This is a genomic window from Ensifer sp. LBL, assembly GCF_050435225.1.
GTDB lineage: Bacteria > Pseudomonadota > Alphaproteobacteria > Rhizobiales > Rhizobiaceae > Ensifer.
Window position 1 is genome coordinate 314,778 of sequence record NZ_JBNDJY010000003.1, and the last position, 20,007, is coordinate 334,784.

Here is a 20,007-nt window from a genome sequence, read left to right on the forward strand (position 1 = left end):
GGTTACTGTCTCGTCCTAACGCGGAGCATCCGCCTTGGCTTCCATTCGCGGATGAAAGACGTCTTTCAACGGTGCGCCTACAACGCTACCGGCAAAGACATTAGGTCTCCCCCTGTCTCAAGGCAAAGGAGGCCAGACCATGCTTGAACATTGGGCAGTCATGTGGACGGTTCTGCAACGCGAACGCCGCCGCGAGAAACGCAACGGCCTGGATGATCCGCTCGACGGACCGGAGTGGCGCAGTCTGCACTGGGTGCTGCCGGTCTTCTCTTTCCTGCTTAACCTGCGCAGATCGGACGCGCGCCTGACGCGTTCCGATGCGACACTCACAGGACGTACAGGCGCGCGCTGGGACGCGAGGGCCAGCCATTGCCGGCCGCAAGCCGCCGGGCACGATCGCTGAACAGACCGTCGCCCATCTTCGCGGCGGCTGTCGTATTCGAGATGCCACTATCCCATTGAAACTGCGCATCGTTCTTTCGATATAGGGAGCAGGACTTTCGGGATCGTGCGCTCCCAGGACATATCGTTGCGCGTCGGCCGCCCTGCAAAGCAATGAATTCTGGTAGGATGGCTTTCCAAGCGTTTCCTTAACGTCTATAAGCCCGCATTCCGCGGCGTTTCCGGCTGGGCGGGCACGAGGCGTGGCCAAGTGACCGGGGCAGGGCCTGCGGATGGTGAGTGAAATTTCAGAATACCGGGCGGCCGCATTGGCCGTCAGGGCGTGACCCGCGCGGTTGGATCCGCGGCAGACAACAGGTGATCGAAATGGCACAGACTTGGACTCCAAACAGCTGGCGGCAGAAACCCATCCAGCAGGTGCCGGAATATCCGGACCTGGCAGCGCTTGAGGCGACCGAAGCGCGCCTCGCGAAGTATCCGCCGCTGGTGTTTGCGGGCGAAGCCCGTCGTCTGAAGAGTGCCCTTGCCAACGTTGCCGAAGGCCGCGGCTTCCTGCTGCAGGGCGGCGATTGCGCCGAGAGCTTCGCCGAGCACGGCGCCGACACGATCCGCGACTTCTTCCGCGCTTTCCTGCAGATGGCCGTCGTCCTGACGTTCGGCGCGCAGCAGCCGGTGGTCAAGGTCGGCCGTATCGCCGGCCAGTTCGCCAAGCCCCGTTCCTCGGGTGTCGAGAAGCAGGGTGACGTGACGCTGCCGTCCTACCGCGGCGACATCATCAACGGCATCGAGTTCACCGAGGAAGAGCGCATTCCGAACCCGGAACGCCAGATCATGGCTTACCGCCAGTCGGCCGCGACGCTGAACCTCCTGCGCGCCTTTGCGATGGGCGGCTATGCCAACCTCGACAACGTGCACCAGTGGATGCTCGGTTTCGTCAAGGACAGCCCGCAGGCGGAGCGTTACCGCAAGCTCGCCGACCGGATCTCCGAAACCATGGACTTCATGAAGGCGATCGGCATCACCTCGGAAAACCATCCGAGCCTGCGCGAGACCGATTTCTTCACCAGCCATGAGGCGCTGCTGCTCGGCTATGAGCAGGCGCTGACGCGCGTCGACTCGACCTCGGGCGACTGGTACGCCACGTCGGGCCACATGATCTGGATCGGCGACCGCACCCGCCAGCCGGACCATGCCCATATCGAATATTGCCGCGGCATCAAGAACCCGCTTGGCCTCAAGTGCGGCCCGTCGCTGACGGCCGATGGCCTGCTGGAGCTGATCGACCTGCTCAACCCGGCCAACGAAGCCGGCCGCCTGACGCTCATTTGCCGCTTCGGCCATGACAAGGTCGCCGAGCACCTGCCGCGCCTCATCCGCGCGGTCGAGCGCGAAGGCAAGAAGGTGGTCTGGTCCTGCGACCCGATGCACGGCAACACGATCACACTCAACAACTACAAGACCCGTCCGTTCGAGCGGATCCTGTCGGAAGTCGAAAGCTTCTTCCAGATCCACCGCGCCGAGGGTTCGCACCCGGGCGGCATCCACATCGAGATGACCGGCAACGACGTGACGGAGTGCACCGGCGGCGCGCGTGCGCTTTCGGGCGACGATCTTGCCGACCGCTACCACACCCATTGCGACCCGCGCCTCAACGCGGACCAGGCGCTGGAACTTGCCTTCCTGCTCGCCGAACGCATGAAGGGCGGCCGCGACGAGAAGAAGATGGTCGTCAACGGCTGATCTAAATCTCTGGCATCGTTCAGGTTTTCTGAACGTCGCTTGGATGCTTTGAATTTGACAATGCCGGGCCGGCTCTGGAAGCTGGCCCGGCATTTTCGTGTCTGGAGCAGGGCGCGGCGCGGGCTGTCGCTTGGGCCGGCGCGCTCCATGGCATGATCGAGGGATCGTGATCTTCAGGAGGGGCCATGCAGGACATTCATCATGGGGGCTGCCTTTGTGGCGCCATTCGCTTCAAGGCGCGCGGCGAGCTGCGCGAACTGATCTTCTGCCACTGCAGCCAATGCCGGAAGCAGACCGGGCTCTATTACGCCGCAACCAATGTTTTAGATCAGGACTTCGAACTGGATGGGGCGGAGAACGTAACCTGGTACAGGGCCAGTGACAGCGCCAGCCGGGGCTTTTGCCGGCACTGCGGGTCGGCGATGTTCTGGAAGGCGGACGGTTCGGATTATACCTCGATCCTCGCGGGCACCTTCGACAAGCCGACGGTGCTGAAGCCCGGCTACCATATCTTCTGTGAAGACCAGGGCGATTTCTACGAGATCAAGGACGACCTGCCGAAATTCGCGGCCGGCCGCGTCTGAAGGTCAGGCCGGCGGGTTTGCCGCTCGCCGCTCGGCCTGTTCGAAGCCGTTGGCAAGGCCTGCAAGCTTGACCGCTTGCCACTGGCAATATTCCGCGATCAGCCGCTCGCTCAGCCAGAACATGCCGCGCTGACCCTCATCGGCTCTTCCAAGCAGGCCCAGGTCCTGGGCGCGGGTGAAGATGCGCCGGATATGGGTGTTCGAGATCATGTAATGCGTGGCGAGGTCCGAGAGGTTTGCCTCCAGCCAGACCTTGCCGTCCACCGGGTCGAGACTCTTCGGCCGCGCCATCAGATCGTCGAGCAGAAGGCCGCCGCACTCGGTCCACACGAACGCCGCGACCCCTTCCGGCGGTTCGGTCCACCGGCGGTCCGATAGCAGCAGGCGGGCGGCGATCGGCTGAGCCCGCTCGAAAACCGTGCGGTCGGCGTCGACGCGCGCGACACGGCATTTGCCGTCGAACCGATCGAGCGTTCCCATCTGGCTCATGAACCAGCGCAACATGGCGCCTTCGCTGATTTCCGTCGGCTCCAGCGGACGGATCTTCTTGCGCGCCCGCCCGCCATCCGCATCGCGCAGAAGCTTGTAGGTCAGGAGCTCGGCGATGAAGGCCGCGGCAGTGTTGCGGCTGGCGCCGCCGGTCTCATGGATGAACTTGAGGAGGCGCGCGGTCGTGATCCCGGATTCGGGATTGCCGGGATCGCGCTCGAGGTGAAGGGCATAGACAGCCTGGCTGAGGGTCCATTTCTGGTGAGAGGCAACAAGGCGGGCGATGCGGGGAAACGTGTCGTAGGCGGCCATCAGGTCGCGCGCGCTCGCCTGCAGCACGTTGCGTAATTCCGGATGACGAAGAAAACCTTCCGCTGTGAAGGTGAGCGAGCCATCCCGCGCAGCACCTTCCTGCTCTGCCACCACCCGCATCTGCTGCGCACACCCCCAATGCTCGCGCGGCCCGCCGAGGGCAGGGAACTCCAGGAACCCCGCCGGCCAGCTGCCACCCAGCTGTACCCTTCTAGCAGGGCTACCTTGTGCATAACGTGTCAGCAACTGAATTTGTTCAACGGGGCGTTGACGGTTGCCGCCGAGCGCCCCGTTGAAGGGACTACTGCACCAGCACCGGCGACTGGCACTTGACGCCGGTGACGCGCACATCGGCCTCGCCGACCCGCACGCCGACGAGCAGCAGAAGGTTGTAAAGCAGATCGTCGACCGGCTTGGTGACGGCTCCGAGCGTCTGGGCCAGTGCCTGCTGCACGATGGTCGGGCTGCCGAGCGTCAGGAACAGGACCTGGATGTTCAGGTCGAGATTGTTGAGGAGGGTTTGCGTCGTCGAGGTCAGGATGTCCTTGGTCGAGACGGTCTTGATCGACCGGGCCGCAACTTCGGACGGGCTGAAGCTCAGGCGCGTCGGCTTGAGGTTCTGCGCCTCGACATGGGCGAGTGCATCGATCTTGACCACCAGCGCGTCGACGAGCTTGGCTCTTTGCACCCGGGCGTCGGACGAGAAGTTGGACAGGACTGCCGGATCGACGTCGCCGATGGCGATCTCTGCGATGCCGGGCACTGCGTCCACGCTGACCGAAGCATTTTCGGGCGTGCCGCCATAGCACCGGATATCGGCGAGCTTGGCTTCCGCATAGGCGAGCTCGACATAGATCGGCAGGCGGATGCGAATGCCGGCAAGGGCAGCCAGACCGTCGACGTTGACTTCGACGGAAAGGCGGGTCTGGGCCGTGCGCACCGCCGCACCGGGCGTGCCGAGGCGATGGCTCGGCGTTTCGACCGGCGGCTCGCCGATCGCGAGCTTGACCTTGGCAGATGCGATCCCCGGCAGGCCAGCCACTGCATTCAGCGCGATCTGGTTTTCGCCGTTTGCAATCGCGGCTGCGGCGGAGACGATCTGCAGCGCGCTTACCCGCATCGCCCAATCGGAGCCGGCGTCGATCTGCAGGCTCTTCTTCGGGTCGAGGTTGAGGATTTGCGCCAGCGTGAAGGTGCGCTTGTCGCTGGAGGTCGAAAGCTCGATGCTCTTGAGTGCGGCCGTGACCGTTCCGGACAGGCCCTGGACGAGCCGCATGGAGGCAAGCAGCTGCGGCATCGTCAGGTTTGCCTTCAGCACGTCCTCGTAGGAGGCTGCCGTCAGGTTGAGCCTGGTCGCAATGATCTTCAGGAACGGCTGGATATCGATGTCCGCGTCGATGAGCGCCTGGTAATCCATCACCTTGAGCGAGATCGTCGTTCCGAGCATCTGCCCGAGGATGGAGTTGAGCAGCCCGTCATTGAGGCTTGCAAGGCGTGAGCCGACGGAGAAGGCGGCAATCTTCGAACTGGCTGCCGTGCCGTAGACGCTGAGGTCCGGCGCCTTGGTGAAGATCGAGGCGAGGAAGATGTCGCCCTTCCTTTCGAGCATGACCTGCACGGCGTCCGTGGGCGTTGCGTCCTTGATGAAGCGCTGGCCGGCATCGACCGACGGATCGGGAACGTAGCGCCCGCGCGTCACGGTTGCGACACCGTCAAGCTTGGCGGTGTTGATGTCACCGGGCGGCAAGGTCTTACCATCGATGGTCAACAAACCGTTCGGCGTCGACACGCCGTAGTTCAGGCCATTGTTGGCGAAGTGGTTGAGCACGGCCTTCTCGGCGGACGAGACGTTGGCCGCCGCCGCGATCGCGGCGAGATCGACCGTCGACTGCATTTCACGCTTCTGGACGGTGAGGTAGCCGTAGTCGATCGCCAGCGCCATGGACGTGATGACCAGGGGCATGGCCAGGGCGGCCGAGACGCCGATGTTGCCGCTACGGGCACGGGCGAGGGAGCGCATGGGATTCCACAGCATATCAGACCCCTCCGATGCGGATGGTTGCAAAGCGCTCGATCTGTTCGCTTGGCATGGCGAAGGTGAACAGGTTGAAGATCGGCAGGTCGCCGGCGTCGTATTTGATCCGGACGGTGAACTGGTTTGCGTTGTTGGCGTCGTCCTTGACGGTGACGGTCATGCGCGACGACTTGATGAAGGCCTGATCCATCGTCGTGCGACGGATATAGTCGGTCGCGAGCCGTTCACGCTCGGTTTCGGAGAGGCCGGCAATGGCCGTGCGGGCGGCATCGGCGGCGATCTGCTGAATGGAATGGGCGGCACTCAGGTAGACGCCGTATGCGATCAGGGTCAGCACGCACATGAAGAAGAGCGGTGCTATTATTGCAAATTCGATCGCAGCGGCCCCGTCTCGGCCACCTAACAGGCGCTTGAAATTGGACATTGCAGCATCTCCGCGTACCCACGTTGCTGTATTTTTCGAATGTCCCTGCACCCCTAACGTGATCCTCAAATATTAATTTTTTCATACTCCGATAAGTTGTTGAATCCCAACGCATTTCGCGATTGTTGCAAAATGTGTATTCACAGTTGAATTAGGGTTTATGAAAATGAGCTAGTTTTCGCCCTGCTGCGACGCCTGCGCGCGCCCCTTGTGCGGGCTCTGAGATGCGCGCAAAGGCTGCCGGTTATGTCGCCGGCAGTGAGTGCAGCTTGGGCCCATATCCGGTCACTGCTGTGCGGGCGGCGCGCGGTAATGTTCGAGCTGACGGTTGAGCGCCGCCAGGTCGGCGCGCAGCTCGGAGATCTCGCGCAGCAGCACGTCGTCGACCTTGTGATGCAGCGCGATCAACTCGACCTCCGATTTGAGATTGACTTCGTAATCCTTCGACGCGGCGAAGCGGTCGCGTTCGGCCTGGCGGTTCTGCGACATCATGATGACCGGCGCCTGCAGCGCGGCGAGCATCGAAAGCACCAGGTTGAGGAAGATGTAGGGGTAGGGATCGAACGCTCCGGTGATGAGCAGCACCGAATTGACCAGAACCCAGCAGACGAGAAAGCCGCAGAAGCCGATGATGAAGCTCCAGGAGCCGCCGACCCGGGCGATATTGTCCGCAAGCCTGTCGCCGAAAGAGAGCCCGGCCGTAAAGGCCGCGTGGGAATCCGTCGAAAGCGTGCGGCGATCGCGGGCGTGGGCGAGGATGCGGGCCTCGATCTCGCCAAGCTCGCTGATCGGTTTGCCGAAAAGCTGTTTCGAAATGTCGTTGAAATGCGGCATGGGGATCTCCGGTGTTGGCCGGATGAAATCTAGGGCATGTCGCGCAAAAGTCCGCAGCGGTTTTGCTTTGCCCGCGTGCGAACCATCAAAAGCTTAAGGCGTGGGGGGATTTCAGGCGTCAGCCAATATCGCCATGGCGGAAGGCGCGAAGCCGGACCGGGTGCGACCGGTCCGGCTACTTGTGTCAGTGGGTTTCGGCAGCGCTTGCGAACAGGTCCGCGTGCGACTTGAAGAACCGGTCGGTCGAGAAGCGGTCGCCGAACATCATGTCGTGCTGCAGGAAGCGGTAGTCACGCAGCAGTGCCGGCACCTTCGGCTGGCGCGACCATTCGGCGACTTCCTTGCCGTTCTTGCGGATCAGCATGTAGCGGTCGACAACGCGGTACTGGTCGTACACCTTGCCGAGGAAACCGGTGTAGTAGGGGTGCTCGTAACCGGACTGCTTGAGGATCTGGTAGGAGAGGAAGGCCGGGCTGATGGTGCCGACGTTCTTCTTCGGACCGGTCTTGTTCGACCAGACGACGAGCGGCGTTTCATGCTGCGCCTTCATCTGCTCCTTCGAACCTTTGCGTTCCGCGGTCACGCCCTTCATGAAACCGGTGCTGGTATAGACAGTGTTGAGCGGCGGCAGGTGGTCGCCGAAGAGTACGATGATCGTTTCGCGGTCACGGTTCTTCGCCCACTCCATCAGCTTCTTCAGGCTTTCGTCAGCTTCCTTGATGCCTTGAGCGTAGGTTTCCAGCACCTGCCGGTCGGCTTCCGGCAGGTCGCCTTCGACCTTGATCGTGTTCTTCGCATAGCGGTTCGCCTCATAGGGACCATGGCCCTGCAGCGTGACGGCGAAAAAGAAGAACGGATCGTCCATCGCATCCGCCTGGTGGATGATTTCGTTGGTCAACGACTCGTCCGAGGCGAAGATGCCGCGCTTCTGCATCGGCGGCATGTTCTCTTCCGACTTGAACATGTCGAAGCCGAAGGCCTTGTAGACGGCGGTGCGGTTCCAGAACCAGCTCTGGAACGGATGGATGGCGCGCGAGACGTAGCCTTCGCCGCGGAAGAAGGTGGCAAGCGACGGGATCGGATTGCGGATGTACTGCTGGTACGGGATGCTGCCATAGGGCAGGAACGCGTTGGAGAAACCGGTCAGCGCCTCGAACTCGACGTTGGCGGTCATGCCGCCGAACTCCGGCGAGAAGACGTTGCCCGACTGCATTTCGCGGATCGTCGGCATCGGGTCGGGCGAAAGCTTGACGTTCGGCAGGCGGGTCGGATCCCAGAAGGATTCGCTCATCAGCACGATGACGTCGGGCTTGCCGCGGTGCGAGGTGCCGGCGGGGAGCGGCTTCACCGGAATACGGTCGATCGCGTCGGCCATGTAGCCGGCGGGCGCGCTGACATTGGCCATCGGCAGGTTGATGGCAAAGGCGAGTGCAAAGCCGTTGTGCCTGTAGTTCTCGGTCTGGTCCCACATGATCGGGATGACCTTGAGGCGATCGCGGATCCACGAGAACTGGTTGTAATCCATGATGTTCCAGAAGGCGACGAGCAGCGGCAGCGCGAAGGCGAGGCGGGCGATGCGCTCGCGCTTCGTCAGCTTCGGGAAGGTGCGCCAGGCAAAACGCAGCAGGAGAGCGATGCCAACGACGGCGACGACCAGGCCGACAGCGATGCCGACGGCCGTCCAGGGACGGTCCTTCACCAGAACCGGCATCAGTTCCATGATCTGGCGACCGAACAGGAAGTCGGTCGGATAGAGCGGGTCGGACAGGAAGACCTGCTTCTGCTGGCAGACGACGGCGGGGATGATGGCAAGCGGCGCAATCACCACGGCCGACTTGTGTTCGCGACCGAAGATGCCGTCGACAGCGAGCAGGATCAGGAAGAAGGCGCCAACGGTCGTCAGCGCCGGGCGCGTCGGATCGAGCATGTAGGCGATGCTATCGGCAAGCGACTGACGCACGATCAGTTCGACGAGAAACACCAGAACGGCTGCGACGAAGAGGGAGAAGAATGCGCTGCGGGTGGCCGCGAGCGTCTTGGCGTGCCGTGTGGCGAAGCCCGGTCTATCGACATAGACACGTGAGCCTCTCGCAACCGCGGAATCGATACTGGCCAACATATTCTCCAATTTCATAAATGCGTCGTGTAACTGTCATACGCCCGTCATTTTGAACAGGGGATGAATGGTTTCTTAACGGGAATGGAGGGTGGCTTTTCGTGGCGTGAAGCAGCGCGAACAGCCCAGTATAAGGACCGGGAAAAACAGAATTTTTCGGTTTTTTTCTCGTCGCTGCGATTGCCTGTGGGTATTTTCCCGCAGATTGCGCTAAAGAACATTGCGAAAGTCAGCTGCAATCGTTCAGGACAGACCGACAGGCCCGCTCATGACCGCCCATAAAAACGCCCCTTCGCTCCTTCGCATCGCCATTGCCCAGCTCAATCCTACCGTGGGCGACATCGCCGGAAACCTGGCCAAGGCGCGTGAGGCGCGCGCCGACGCGGCGCGCCAGGGCGCCGATCTCCTGCTTTTGACGGAGCTGTTCATTTCCGGCTATCCGCCGGAAGACCTCGTTCTGAAGCCGGCCTTTCTGAAGGCGTGTCTCCAGGCCGTCGAAAAGCTCGCTGCCGAGACGGCGGATGGCGGTCCGGGCGTCATTATCGGCTTTCCGCGGCTGGCAAAGACCGGCCGGCACAATTCGATAGCCGTGCTCGACGACGGCAAGGTGATCGCGGTCCGCGACAAGGTCGACCTACCGAACTACGGCGAGTTCGACGAGAAGCGCGTGTTCGATCCGGGCGAGATGCCGGGGCCGGTCAATTTCCGCGGCGTGCGCATCGGCATCCCGATCTGCGAGGACATCTGGGGCGATCTCGGCGTCTGCGAGACGCTGGCCGAAAGCGGTGCTGAAATCCTGCTGTCGCCCAATGGCTCGCCCTATTATCGCGGCAAGGTCGACGTGCGCCATCAGGTGGTGCTGAAGCAGGTGATCGAGACGGGCCTGCCGATGATCTACGCCAACCAGCTCGGCGGCCAGGACGAACTGGTCTTCGACGGCGCCAGCTTCGCCTTCAACACCGACAAGTCGCTCGCTTTCCAGATGAGCCAGTTCGAGGAGGCGATCTCGATCGTCGAATGGAAGAAGGGCGACAGCGGCTGGCATTGCGAGCACGGCCTGAAATCGCGCCTGCCGGAACGGGAGGAAGCGGACTACCGCGCCTGCATGCTCGGCTTCCGCGACTATGTGAACAAGAACGGCTTCAAGAATGTGGTGCTCGGCCTTTCCGGCGGCATCGACTCCGCCATCTGCGCGGCACTCGCCGTCGATGCGCTCGGCGAGGAGCGGGTGCGCACGGTCATGCTGCCCTACCGCTACACTTCGCAGGAATCGCTGAAAGACGCCAAGGAATGCGCCGAGGCGCTTGGCTGCCGTTACGACATCGTGCCGATTTCCGAGCCGGTCGAAGGGTTCCTCAGCGCACTCTCCGATACGTTCGAAGGCACGGAGTCCGGCATCACCGAGGAGAACCTGCAGAGCCGCACCCGCGGCACCATCCTGATGGCGATCTCCAACAAGTTCGGCTCGATGGTGGTGACCACGGGCAACAAGTCGGAGATGTCGGTCGGCTACGCCACGCTCTATGGCGACATGAATGGCGGCTTCAACCCGATCAAGGACCTCTACAAGATGCAGGTCTACGCGATCTCGAGCTGGCGCAACACCACGGTTCCTCCGGGCGCGCTCGGTCCTTCAGGCATCGTCATTCCGCAGAACATCATCGACAAGGCGCCTTCGGCCGAGCTTCGCCCCAACCAGACGGACCAGGATTCGCTGCCGCCCTATCCGGTGCTCGACGACATTCTCGAATGCCTGGTGGAAAAGGAAATGGGAACGGACGAAATCGTCGCTCGCGGCCACGACGAGGCGACCGTTCACCGGGTTGAGCATCTGCTCTACATCGCCGAATACAAGCGCCGGCAATCGGCGCCGGGCGTCAAGATCACCAAGAAGAATTTTGGCCGCGACCGCCGCTACCCGATCACCAACCGTTTCCGCGATCGGGGCTAGGGCGTGGACACCCGCTCCGAAGAGACGGACGGCCGACAGGGCCGTCCAGAATTTACGGAGGAGGAAATCCGGCTCCTGCGACTGTGGTCGGCGAGCGACGTTTCGCCCGGCCGGCAGCTTTCGGCGCAGGTCGGCTATTTCGCGACGCCTGCGATCTTCGGGATCTATGGCCTTGCGACAGGAAGCCTTACTCTCGTCGGCGTTGCCTTCATCTGCATCCTGCTCTTGCTGGCTTGGGGTCTGCTCACCACCTGGCGGGATCGGCGCGATTCCATGCTGATGCAATCGGTCTGTTCCAAGGTGTTGGCGACAGTGCCTGTGGGTGAAGACAAGAGATAGCGGCTTCGTCCAGGGAGAAGAGCATGCGCAGTTCCGTCGAAATCCATGACATCGTGACCGGCGAGACGCGGGTTGTCTGGCAGACGGACAGGCTGGTCGAGGCGCCGAACTGGTCGCGCGACGGTTCACACCTGATCATCAATGGCGACGGCAGGCTCTATCGGCTTGGTCTCGATGGCTCCGAACCGGTGGAGATCGACACCGGCTTTGCCACGCTCTGCAACAACGATCACGGCCTCTCGCCGGATGGTACGACGATCGCGATCAGCGACAAGACCGCGTTCGGGAAGTCGGCGATCTACCTGCTGCCGGCCGAAGGCGGCACGCCGCGGCTCGTAACCCGCAACCTGCCGTCCTATTGGCACGGCTGGTCGCCCGACGGGAAAACGGTGACCTATTGCGGCATCCGCGACCAGGTCTTCGACATCTACACGATCTCCGTCGATGGCGGCGAGGAGCGGCGGCTGACCCATGGCGAGGGCCGCAACGACGGGCCGGACTGGTCGGCAGACGGCGAATGGATCTATTTCAACTCCAGCCGTACCGGACAGATGCAGATCTGGCGGATCCGCCCGGACGGACGCGACGTCACGCGGATCACCGACAGCCCCTATGGCGACTGGTTCCCGCATCCGTCGCCTGATGGTAAGCACCTGCTGGTGCTTTCCTACGACGGCGATGTCTTCGATCACCCAAGAGACCTCGATGTTCGCTTGAGGCTGATGGGCATGGACGGCGGCAATGCCCGCATCCTGTTCGCGCTCTTCGGCGGGCAGGGAACGATCAATGTTCCGAACTGGGCGCCGTCGAGCGATCGTTTCGCCTTCGTCCGCTACGAACCGGAAAGCTGACCGCGCTGGACAAGTATATCGGGACCATGCTAGCGATGCGGTCGTTCGCAGGGCGCATCCGATCCGCGGGAAGGGCAAGGCCCACCTGTCTCACTGAACTTGGTTGCCACACCTCTTTTCAGTCTGTGGGCGCGGATACCGGACGTGAATGAAAGGAGGTCTTTCATGATCACGCGCGATCTTTCCGCGAACATTACCCTCGATACGATCCGCAAGCAGGCCAAGGCTTTTTTGAAGGCCGTCAAGATTGGCGATTCCAGTGCAAGGCAGCGGGCGCTTCCCTATTTCTCCGAACCGACCGCAATGGGCCTTCAGGATGCCCAACTCGTGCTTGCCCGCGAATTCGGCTTTGCCAGCTGGACGCGGCTGAAGCGGCATCTGGAGAAGGCCGAGAGCGGCACGCCGTCGACCGAACAGGTCGCAAACCGCTTTCTCGCTCTGGCGACGGTCTCCTATTTCGGCGACACCGCCGCCGATCCCGAGCGGTTCGCTCAGGCGCTCGACCTGCTCAAGGACCACCCTGAAATTGCCGGGGACAGCATTCACGTGGCCGCCGCACTCGGCGACGCCGCGGCGATCGACCGCTTTCTTGATGGCGACCCGAAACTTGCAGAGAAGCGCGGCGGTCCGTTCGACTGGCAGCCGCTGCTCTACGCCGCCTATGCCCGCGTTCCCGGCCGCTCGTCGCTGCCGGCGGGCGATCGCCTGATCGCGCGTGGGGCCGATCCGAACGCCTACTGGCTCGACGACGGCCAGTATCGTTTCACGGCCTTGACGGGCGTTTTCGGTGAGGGCGAGGCAGGGCCGGAGCGGCAGCCGCCGCACCCGGATTGCCTTGCCTTTGCGCGGCTGCTGCTGAATGCCGGTGCCCGGGCCAATGACAGCCAGGCGCTCTACAACCGGATGTTCGAGCCGGACAATTCGTGCCTGCAGTTGCTTCTCGATCATGGCCTCAATGCCGACGACCGCAACAACTGGCTGGTGCGCAACGATGGTGGTCTGGTCGAAAACGGCGAGCGCGTCTTCGACTATCAGCTTGCCTGGGCGCTGGAAAAGCGGATGTCCGATCGTGTCCGGCTGCTCGTCGCGCACGGTGCCGACGTCAATCGCCCGATCAAGGGGCGCACGCCCTATCAATGGGCCGAACTCGGCGGCGATCCGGCGCTGGCGCAATACCTCGTGTCGCGCGGCGCGACCGAAGCGCCGCTGGAGGATGTCGACCGGCTGGCTCGTGCCATCGGCCAAGTGAAGGCCGACGAGGCGAGGGAACTCGTCGACGCGGATCCGACGCTTGTGGCCCGAGCCCAGGCCGCGCACCCGGCTATCCTGCACGAGGCGGCGGGCGAGGACCGGCACGACGCTGTGGCGCTGATGCTGTCGCTCGGCTTCGACGTCAACCGCATGACCTCGCGCACGCCGTTGCACGAGGCGGCGCTGCATGGCCATGTCGCGATGGCGCGGCGCCTGCTCGATCACGGCGCCAATGCCTCGGCCCGCGACCCCTACCATCATGCACCGCCGATCGGCTGGGCCAAGTACAACGGCAAGGACGAGATGGTCGCCTTCCTGAAGGATCAGCCACTCGATGTCTTCGCAGCCGCGTCGTTCGGTGTGACCGCGCGCCTCGCCGATATCCTCGACCGGCAGCCGGATCTGATCGAAACGCCATTCGGCACGTTCCGCGGCCGCGGCCGGCCGGAACCGCAGCACGACTGGATGACGCCGCTGGCCTTCGCGGTGATCAACGGGCAGGCGGAATCGGTACAGCTACTTCTCGAAAGGGGCGCGAATGCGCGCCTTCGGGATGGCGCAGCAGGTCCATCGATACGCGATCTTGCCGTAGAGCAAGGCAATGCGGAGATCATCGCCTTGCTGCGCGTTTCGGCCGCCGCTCCGCAATAGGCTGTGCAGCAGGAGGCGCGGGCGATTGGCCCGCACCTCCAGATCTCCGCTGCGACCGCTGATTGTCGGCTGATTCAGCCGGTTGAAATCGTTAATTATTTTATCACCAGCTTATTTAAGCCAAACTTCGATATTGGCCGCTAGGGTGCCCTCAGTATCGGCTGCCATCGTTGCGCATCGCACCTCCACAAGTGCTAGAATGCCCGGCATGGCCGGTGCGGACGAGGGGGACTGGCGTGGTGGAAAAGGCGTTGCGGCAGGCAAAACGGGACAAGACGGTCTGGGCGATCCATGCCGCCTGTACCCTGGTCGCGGTCCTGATCATTGCAAGCCTCATCTATGTGCTCGATCGGTCGGTCACCGAGGCCGATCGTTTCGGACTTTCGGCCGAGCGCCGGCTCGTCGCAAACGAGTTGCGCCACCAGATGGATGCCGTCGTTCAGTTCCAGGCGCAGGTGTCCTTCTGGGACAAGACCTACGAGGAACTGGCGAGCGGGCACGCCAGCGACAGTTTTATCACGGACGAGCTTTCGGGCTGGCTTTGGGAAGACTACGGCTTCTCCTGGATCATCTTCACGGATCCGGCGCGCAACGTCTCGACGGCGCTCAAGGATGGCGTGTCGGTTCCGGCCGGGGTGGCGCGCGTGCCGCTCGACGAGGTCGACGATCTCGTGGAGGAGGCCAAGCGCCGCTACGACAATGCGCTCAGGAACAACGGCGGCACCTATAAACTCGATGTCACGACGCCGGATCCGCAATCCGTCATGCCGGCGGTGCCCGGCATCCACGCGGTGGACCTGCGCGAGATCGACGGGCGCATGAGCGTTGCGGTGGTGCAGGCGGTCATCCCGGAGACTTTGGTGGTTCCGGCGGAACGGCGCGATCCGGTGCTGATGGTCGCGGTTCGACCGGTCACGCCGAAGATGACGCGCGAGATCGCGGCGCGGCTGGGTATTCGCGGACTGGCCTTTGTTCCGCTCAACGAGCGGCCAGCAAGCAGCGCCTATGCGTCTGTCGGGCGCTGCACCGACTCGTCCTGTCTCGTGGCCGCCTGGGTGCCGAAATCGCCCGGCGGGTTCGTCCGCGCGGAACTGTTGCCGAGCGTCATCATCATGGCGATCGTCGCAGCCCTGCTGATGGCTTTCGTGGCGCTGCGCTTCTCGACGCTCTTTGCCGCCCTGCAGCAGAGCGAAGCGCTGAACCGGCACCTGGCCAAGCACGACCGCCTGACGGGGCTGATGAACCGCAGCGGCTTCGACGACATGCTGGCAGCGGCGCTTCTGCGGGCGAATATCCACCCTTTCACGCTGGTTTATGCCGATCTTGACGAGTTCAAGGAGGTCAACGACCGGCATGGCCACGCCGCCGGCGACGCCGTGCTGGTGGCCATGGCCGAGCGTTTTCGCAATCGTGCCGGGCCCAAGGGCACGGTTGCCCGGCTCGGAGGTGACGAATTTGCGGTCATTCTCGGCGATTGCAGCGAGGCCGAAGCCCGCAGCCTGACGGCCGGCCTGATTGCCGACGCGCAGACACCGGTCGCCTACAACGGCCAGATGCTCGTCGTCGGCGGCAGCGCCGGCATTGCCTTTGCACCGCGGCACGGACAGACGGCGCGCCAGTTGCTGCTGGCTGCCGACGAAGCGCTCTATCTCGCCAAGCGGCGCGGCCGCAATCGCTTCGAAACGGCCGATGACATGGTGTTGCCGGCTGAGAAGAACGACGGCCAGACGGCCGCTTGAAGGTTCAGCGCCGGCTGGCGGCCGCGCTACTCCGGAACATTGTAGGGCGTGATCACCACCACGGCGGAGAGCTGCGGGCCGATCGCCGGCGCCTGGGCGCCCGGCCGCAGCATCATCGTGCGAAATGCCGTGCGTGCATCGGTCCGTAGGTCGTGATGCAGTACGAAGTGAATGCGCCGTTCGCGCAGCAGCGCCAGATTGTCCTCATCGAGATCATGGGCGATGTAGAGCATGCAGGAGCGTTCGAGGCCCTCGAAGGCTGCAAGCACGGAGCGGTTGCCGCCGCCTATCGAATAGGCCGCGTTGATATCCGGATTGGCCGAAAGTGCTGCATGGGCCAGGAGCCCGGTTTCACTGTCGCGGCCGTGGCCTTCGCTGATCTCGACGATCCGGATTGTCGGATAGCGCTCGCGCAGCACCCGGCGAAAGCCGATCTCTCGTTCTTCCTCACCTCGAAAACGGCCGCTCGAAAGGGTCACCAGCACGGTTGCCGGCGCGCTGGAGAAGCGCTCGCCGAGGAGGTAGGCGGCCGTTTCGCCCGCCGCCCGGTTGTCGGCGCCGGCATAGGCCGTCCGCTGCGAATGGGGCAGATCGGTTACCAGAGTCACGACGGGCGTGCCGCCCATCTCGAAGCGGGCGACGGCGGCGACGATCTCGGGTACATCTGGCGCCTTCAGCACCAATCCGTCGGTTCCGCGCAGCCGGATCCGGTCGAGCAGTTGCACGATGTCCTGCGGGCGCATCGTCTCGGCAAAGTGAAACCGGCAGCGAAAGACGGTGGGCGCGAAGGTCAGCGCCTCGCTCTCGAAGGCGCGCCGCACCGCATCGGTAAAGCGCTGCGGCGACTCCATGACGATATCGATCGCGAACTTGCGCCCCTGGATGTCGAGGCCGGCCTGCTGCTTTTCCAGTTCCTCGATGGCTGCGCGAACCCGGGCCTCCGTCTGGCGGCGCACGCCCGGCCGCTCGTTGAGCACACGATCGACGGTCGCGGTGCTGAGGCCGGCCTGAAAGGCGATGTCCTTGACCAGAAACGGATGGGCCATCGTTGCGCGCTCCTGATGGATTTTTGATGGATTCTTGCTCTATATCATGTTTTGCCGCCGCCTATAGTCGTGTTCATCAGGATGTTTCAGAGGAGGAAACGCGATGAAGACCGACAACAAAGCGCGCCAGCGGATCGACCGTGTCTGGCTCACCGAGGAGGCCTGCGATCTCGAGGCGTTCCGGGCGGAAGTCGAACGCCAGACCAATCTGTCCGACTATCCCCATGCCTCCGGCTGCGAAAAGAACGTCCTGATCTATGACAGCGCCGCGTTGATTGCGGCGTGCGGCGACGGCGAGGCGCGGCGTTCGGTTCTGGCGGAAATCTGCGAGGCGCTGGCAACGGGCCCCGGCGTGGCGGTCTTCAAGCGCGCCTATGCCGATACGGCGGCAATCGACGTCGCAAGCGGGGTCTTCGACGCCATCATCGAAGAGCAACATCGCAGCAACAGCGGTGGCGGCGATCACTTCGCCAAGCCCGGCGCCAACGACCGCATCTGGAACTCGCTGGAAAAGCACTGCCTGAACGCACCGGAGAATTTCGCCGCCTATTACGGCAATGCCGTCATCGCGCTCGTCAGCGAGGCCTGGCTCGGGCCGAACTACCAGATGACGGCGCAGGTCAACCGGGTCAACCCGGGCGGGGCGGCGCAATCGGCGCACCGAGACTATCACCTCGGCTTCCAGACGGCGGCCGTGATCGAGCAGTATCCGGCGCATGTCCACAAGCTTTCGCCGGTGCTGACGCTGCAGGGCGCGGTTGCCCATTGCGACATGCCGCTCGAAAGCGGACCGACGCTATTCCTGCCCTATAGCCAGACCTATGTGCCGGGCTATCTGGCGCTCAACCGGCCGGAATTCCGCGCCTATTTCGACGCACATCACGTGCAGCTCCCGCTTGAAAAGGGTGACGTCGTCTTCTTCAATCCGGCGCTCTTTCATGCTGCCGGCACCAACCGCTCCCAAGATATCCGCCGCGTCGCCAACCTGCTGCAGGTGTCCTCGGCCTTCGGGCGCGCCATGGAAACCGTCGATCGACTGACGATGAGCGCGGCGCTCTATCCGGCCTTGCGGGCCTTGCTGGCGAACGGCAAGCTGTCGCGGGCGGAAGCGGCCAATGCCATCGCCTCCTGTGCCGAAGGCTACTCGTTCCCGACCAATCTTGACCGAGACCCGCCAATCGGCGGGCTGGCGCCGGAGACGCAGGCGCAATTGATGCGCGAGGCGCTCACTGCGGGAACGGGCGAGGAGGAGTTTCTTGCGGTGCTTGAGGCGCAGGCGAAACGCAAGCTGAGCTGACGCGCGAGCTACCATTTGACAGGCTCCCGGCGTGTTTCACCCGGGAGCCGCAGCCGTTTCAAACGATCATTTCCGAGGGAGGAATTCGATGAGTGGACAATTGCAGGGCAAGATCGCCATCGTCACCGGTGGTACGCAGGGGCTGGGCGCGACGATTGCTGGCCTTTTCGCTGAGCGTGGCGCCAAGGGTATCGTCATTTGCGGGCGCAACGCCGCCAAGGGATGGGCGAAGGCCGAGCAGATCGGCAAGGCACATGGCGCGAAAGTCGTCTATGTCGAAGCCGATCTGGAGAAAGTGGACGACGCCCGCAAGGTGGTCGCCGCTTGCGACGCCGAATTCGGCCGGGTCGATGCGCTGGTCAACGCTGCGGCCATCACCGACCGCGGCACCATCCTCGATACCACGCCCGAACTCTTCGACCGCATGTTCGCGATCAACGTGCGCGCACCGTTCTTCCTGATGCAGGAAGCGGTGAAAGTCATGCGGCGCGAGAAGACCGAAGGCACGATCGTCAACATCGGCTCGATGTCGGCGATGGCCGGCCAGCCGTTCATCGCCGCCTATTGCTCGTCGAAAGGCGCGCTCGAAACGCTGACCAAGAACACGGCCTATGCGCTGCTGCGCAACCGCATCCGCGTCAACGGGCTGAATATCGGCTGGATGGCTTCCGAAGGCGAAGACCGCATACAGCGCGAGTTTCACGGCGCGGCTGCCGATTGGCTCGAAAAGGCGGCGGCTAGCCAGCCTTTCGGCCGGCTCGTCGATCCGGCCGAGGTGGCGCGTGCCTGCGCCTACCTGTCGTCGGCCGAATCCGGACTGATGACCGGATCGGTCATCTGCTTCGACCAGTCGATCTGGGGCGCCTATGACGGTTCGCCGCATCCGGTCGCTCCGCTCTGAGGCGAGGCAGCAAGAAGCAGGTGGAAAGCGGCGCACCAGTTCCCGACCGGGACGGCGCCGCTTGTCTTTGTCAAACGGCTGTGCACTTAGTGCCGTCGTCAGGTGCCCGCGAAAGCGGGAGAATCGGGAATCCGGTCGAAATTCCGGAACGTGCCCAACGCTGTGACGGGGACGATCGCGTCTAAGATGGCCTTGAATTGATTCAAGGTTCTGCCACTGGATCTTCAATCGATCTGGGAAGGTGGGGCGATCGGTTGAACCGAAGTCAGAAGACCGGCCTGGCGAGATAGACCGAACCCCGCGTGGACGGCGGGAGGTTTTCGCATTGTTGGGGATCGAACGATGCTGACTGAACCGAAGGGCGGCCTTGCGGCTGCCGGTGCCTTTTCGCTGCAAGAGCGGGAGGCCGTCTACCGTGCCATCGAGACACGTCGCGACGTGCGCGATGAATTCCTGCCCGAGCCATTGCCCGATGATCTGATCAGGCGCCTGCTGGCCGCGGCACACAGCGCCCCGTCCGTGGGCTTCATGCAGCCCTGGAACTTCGTGCTGGTGCGGGCGGAAGAAACGCGCGAGCGGGTTTGGCAGGCGTTTCGCCGCGCCAATGACGAGGCCGCGCTGATGTTCGAGGCGGAACAGCAGGGAAAGTATCGCGCGTTGAAGCTCGAAGGCATTCGCAAGGCGCCGCTCAGCATCTGCGTCACCTGCGACCGCACGCGCGGCGGCACTGTCGTGCTCGGGCGTACCCACAATCCGCAGATGGACGTCTATTCCACCGTCTGCGCCGTGCAGAACCTCTGGCTTGCAGCGCGCGCCGAAGGGGTGGGTGTCGGCTGGGTCAGCATCTTCCACGAGGCCGAGATCAAGGCGATCCTCGGCATCCCCGACGATATCGAGATCGTCGCCTGGCTCTGCCTCGGCTATGTCGACCGCCTCTATCAGCAGCCGGAACTCGCCGTGAAGGGCTGGCGCCAGCGCCTTCCGCTCGAGGACCTGGTTTTCGAAGAAGGATGGGGATGCAGCAAGGAGAAGGCGTAAGGCTTCG

At 63.3% G+C, this 20,007-nt stretch carries 17 protein-coding genes and 1 riboswitch; of the genes, 11 read left to right on the forward strand and 6 right to left on the reverse strand.

Annotation, left to right across the window (positions count from 1 at the left end; all coding sequences use genetic code 11):
• Nucleotides 1-139: 139 nt before the first annotated feature.
• From OKW20_RS13200 to OKW20_RS13210, 3 genes are all read left to right on the forward strand, one after another.
• Nucleotides 140-403, forward strand: coding sequence for a hypothetical protein (locus OKW20_RS13200; RefSeq protein ID WP_429172816.1), 264 nt, complete (start codon nucleotides 140-142; stop codon nucleotides 401-403).
• 365 nt (nucleotides 404-768) lie between these two features.
• Nucleotides 769-2,142 (forward strand): class II 3-deoxy-7-phosphoheptulonate synthase, encoded by a 1,374-nt coding sequence (locus tag OKW20_RS13205; RefSeq protein WP_043616467.1) that lies wholly within the window; start codon nucleotides 769-771, stop codon nucleotides 2,140-2,142.
• 185 nt (nucleotides 2,143-2,327) lie between these two features.
• Entirely contained in the window at nucleotides 2,328-2,726 is a 399-nt protein-coding gene (locus OKW20_RS13210; RefSeq protein WP_429172819.1) for a GFA family protein, read from the forward strand.
• Between the two features lie 3 nt (nucleotides 2,727-2,729).
• Here the strand turns inward: OKW20_RS13210 and OKW20_RS13215 are convergent, their stop codons facing one another.
• The 5 genes from OKW20_RS13215 to OKW20_RS13235 form a co-directional block, all read right to left on the reverse strand.
• Nucleotides 2,730-3,647, reverse strand: coding sequence for a hypothetical protein (locus OKW20_RS13215; protein WP_429173436.1), 918 nt, complete (start codon nucleotides 3,645-3,647; stop codon nucleotides 2,730-2,732).
• Between the two features lie 181 nt (nucleotides 3,648-3,828).
• A complete protein-coding gene (locus OKW20_RS13220) occupies nucleotides 3,829-5,562 on the reverse strand; it encodes a TadG family pilus assembly protein (protein WP_429172822.1) in 1,734 nt (577 codons plus the stop codon).
• A 1-nt stretch (nucleotide 5,563) separates the two neighbouring features.
• On the reverse strand, nucleotides 5,564-5,986 hold the full coding sequence (locus OKW20_RS13225; RefSeq protein WP_043616402.1) for a TadE/TadG family type IV pilus assembly protein: 423 nt from the start codon (nucleotides 5,984-5,986) through the stop codon (nucleotides 5,564-5,566).
• Between the two features lie 285 nt (nucleotides 5,987-6,271).
• A complete protein-coding gene (locus OKW20_RS13230; RefSeq protein WP_043616399.1) occupies nucleotides 6,272-6,820 on the reverse strand; it encodes a DUF1003 domain-containing protein in 549 nt (182 codons plus the stop codon).
• Nucleotides 6,821-7,004: 184 nt separating this feature from the next.
• On the reverse strand, nucleotides 7,005-8,936 hold the full coding sequence (locus OKW20_RS13235; RefSeq protein ID WP_429173438.1) for an LTA synthase family protein: 1,932 nt from the start codon (nucleotides 8,934-8,936) through the stop codon (nucleotides 7,005-7,007).
• Between the two features lie 268 nt (nucleotides 8,937-9,204).
• Between OKW20_RS13235 and OKW20_RS13240 the strand changes: the two genes are divergently transcribed.
• From OKW20_RS13240 to OKW20_RS13260, 5 genes are all read left to right on the forward strand, one after another.
• Nucleotides 9,205-10,887 (forward strand): NAD+ synthase, encoded by a 1,683-nt coding sequence (locus OKW20_RS13240; protein WP_043616394.1) that lies wholly within the window; start codon nucleotides 9,205-9,207, stop codon nucleotides 10,885-10,887.
• 3 nt (nucleotides 10,888-10,890) lie between these two features.
• Nucleotides 10,891-11,226, forward strand: a complete 336-nt coding sequence (locus OKW20_RS13245) for a hypothetical protein (RefSeq protein WP_429172825.1) — start codon at nucleotides 10,891-10,893, stop codon at nucleotides 11,224-11,226.
• A gap of 23 nt (nucleotides 11,227-11,249) precedes the next feature.
• A complete protein-coding gene (locus OKW20_RS13250) occupies nucleotides 11,250-12,077 on the forward strand; it encodes a TolB family protein (protein WP_429172827.1) in 828 nt (275 codons plus the stop codon).
• 165 nt (nucleotides 12,078-12,242) lie between these two features.
• On the forward strand, nucleotides 12,243-13,979 hold the full coding sequence (locus OKW20_RS13255) for an ankyrin repeat domain-containing protein (RefSeq protein WP_429172829.1): 1,737 nt from the start codon (nucleotides 12,243-12,245) through the stop codon (nucleotides 13,977-13,979).
• Nucleotides 13,980-14,215: 236 nt separating this feature from the next.
• A complete protein-coding gene (locus OKW20_RS13260) occupies nucleotides 14,216-15,718 on the forward strand; it encodes a diguanylate cyclase domain-containing protein (protein WP_429172831.1) in 1,503 nt (500 codons plus the stop codon).
• A 26-nt stretch (nucleotides 15,719-15,744) separates the two neighbouring features.
• Here OKW20_RS13260 and OKW20_RS13265 read toward each other — a convergent pair whose 3' ends face one another.
• Nucleotides 15,745-16,764, reverse strand: coding sequence for a LacI family DNA-binding transcriptional regulator (locus OKW20_RS13265; RefSeq protein WP_429172835.1), 1,020 nt, complete (start codon nucleotides 16,762-16,764; stop codon nucleotides 15,745-15,747).
• Between the two features lie 103 nt (nucleotides 16,765-16,867).
• On the opposite strand from OKW20_RS13265, the gene OKW20_RS13270 reads away from it, so the two are divergent.
• The 3 genes from OKW20_RS13270 (at nucleotide 16,868) to bluB (ending at nucleotide 20,000) form a co-directional block, all read left to right on the forward strand.
• Entirely contained in the window at nucleotides 16,868-18,061 is a 1,194-nt protein-coding gene (locus OKW20_RS13270) for a phytanoyl-CoA dioxygenase family protein (protein ID WP_429172837.1), read from the forward strand.
• Nucleotides 18,062-18,149: 88 nt separating this feature from the next.
• Nucleotides 18,150-18,962, forward strand: a complete 813-nt coding sequence (locus tag OKW20_RS13275; protein WP_429172839.1) for an SDR family oxidoreductase — start codon at nucleotides 18,150-18,152, stop codon at nucleotides 18,960-18,962.
• Between the two features lie 83 nt (nucleotides 18,963-19,045).
• Nucleotides 19,046-19,258: riboswitch (cobalamin riboswitch) on the forward strand.
• 46 nt (nucleotides 19,259-19,304) lie between these two features.
• Nucleotides 19,305-20,000, forward strand: a complete 696-nt coding sequence (bluB, locus tag OKW20_RS13280) for a 5,6-dimethylbenzimidazole synthase (protein WP_429172841.1) — start codon at nucleotides 19,305-19,307, stop codon at nucleotides 19,998-20,000.
• The last annotated feature ends 7 nt before the right edge of the window (nucleotides 20,001-20,007 follow it).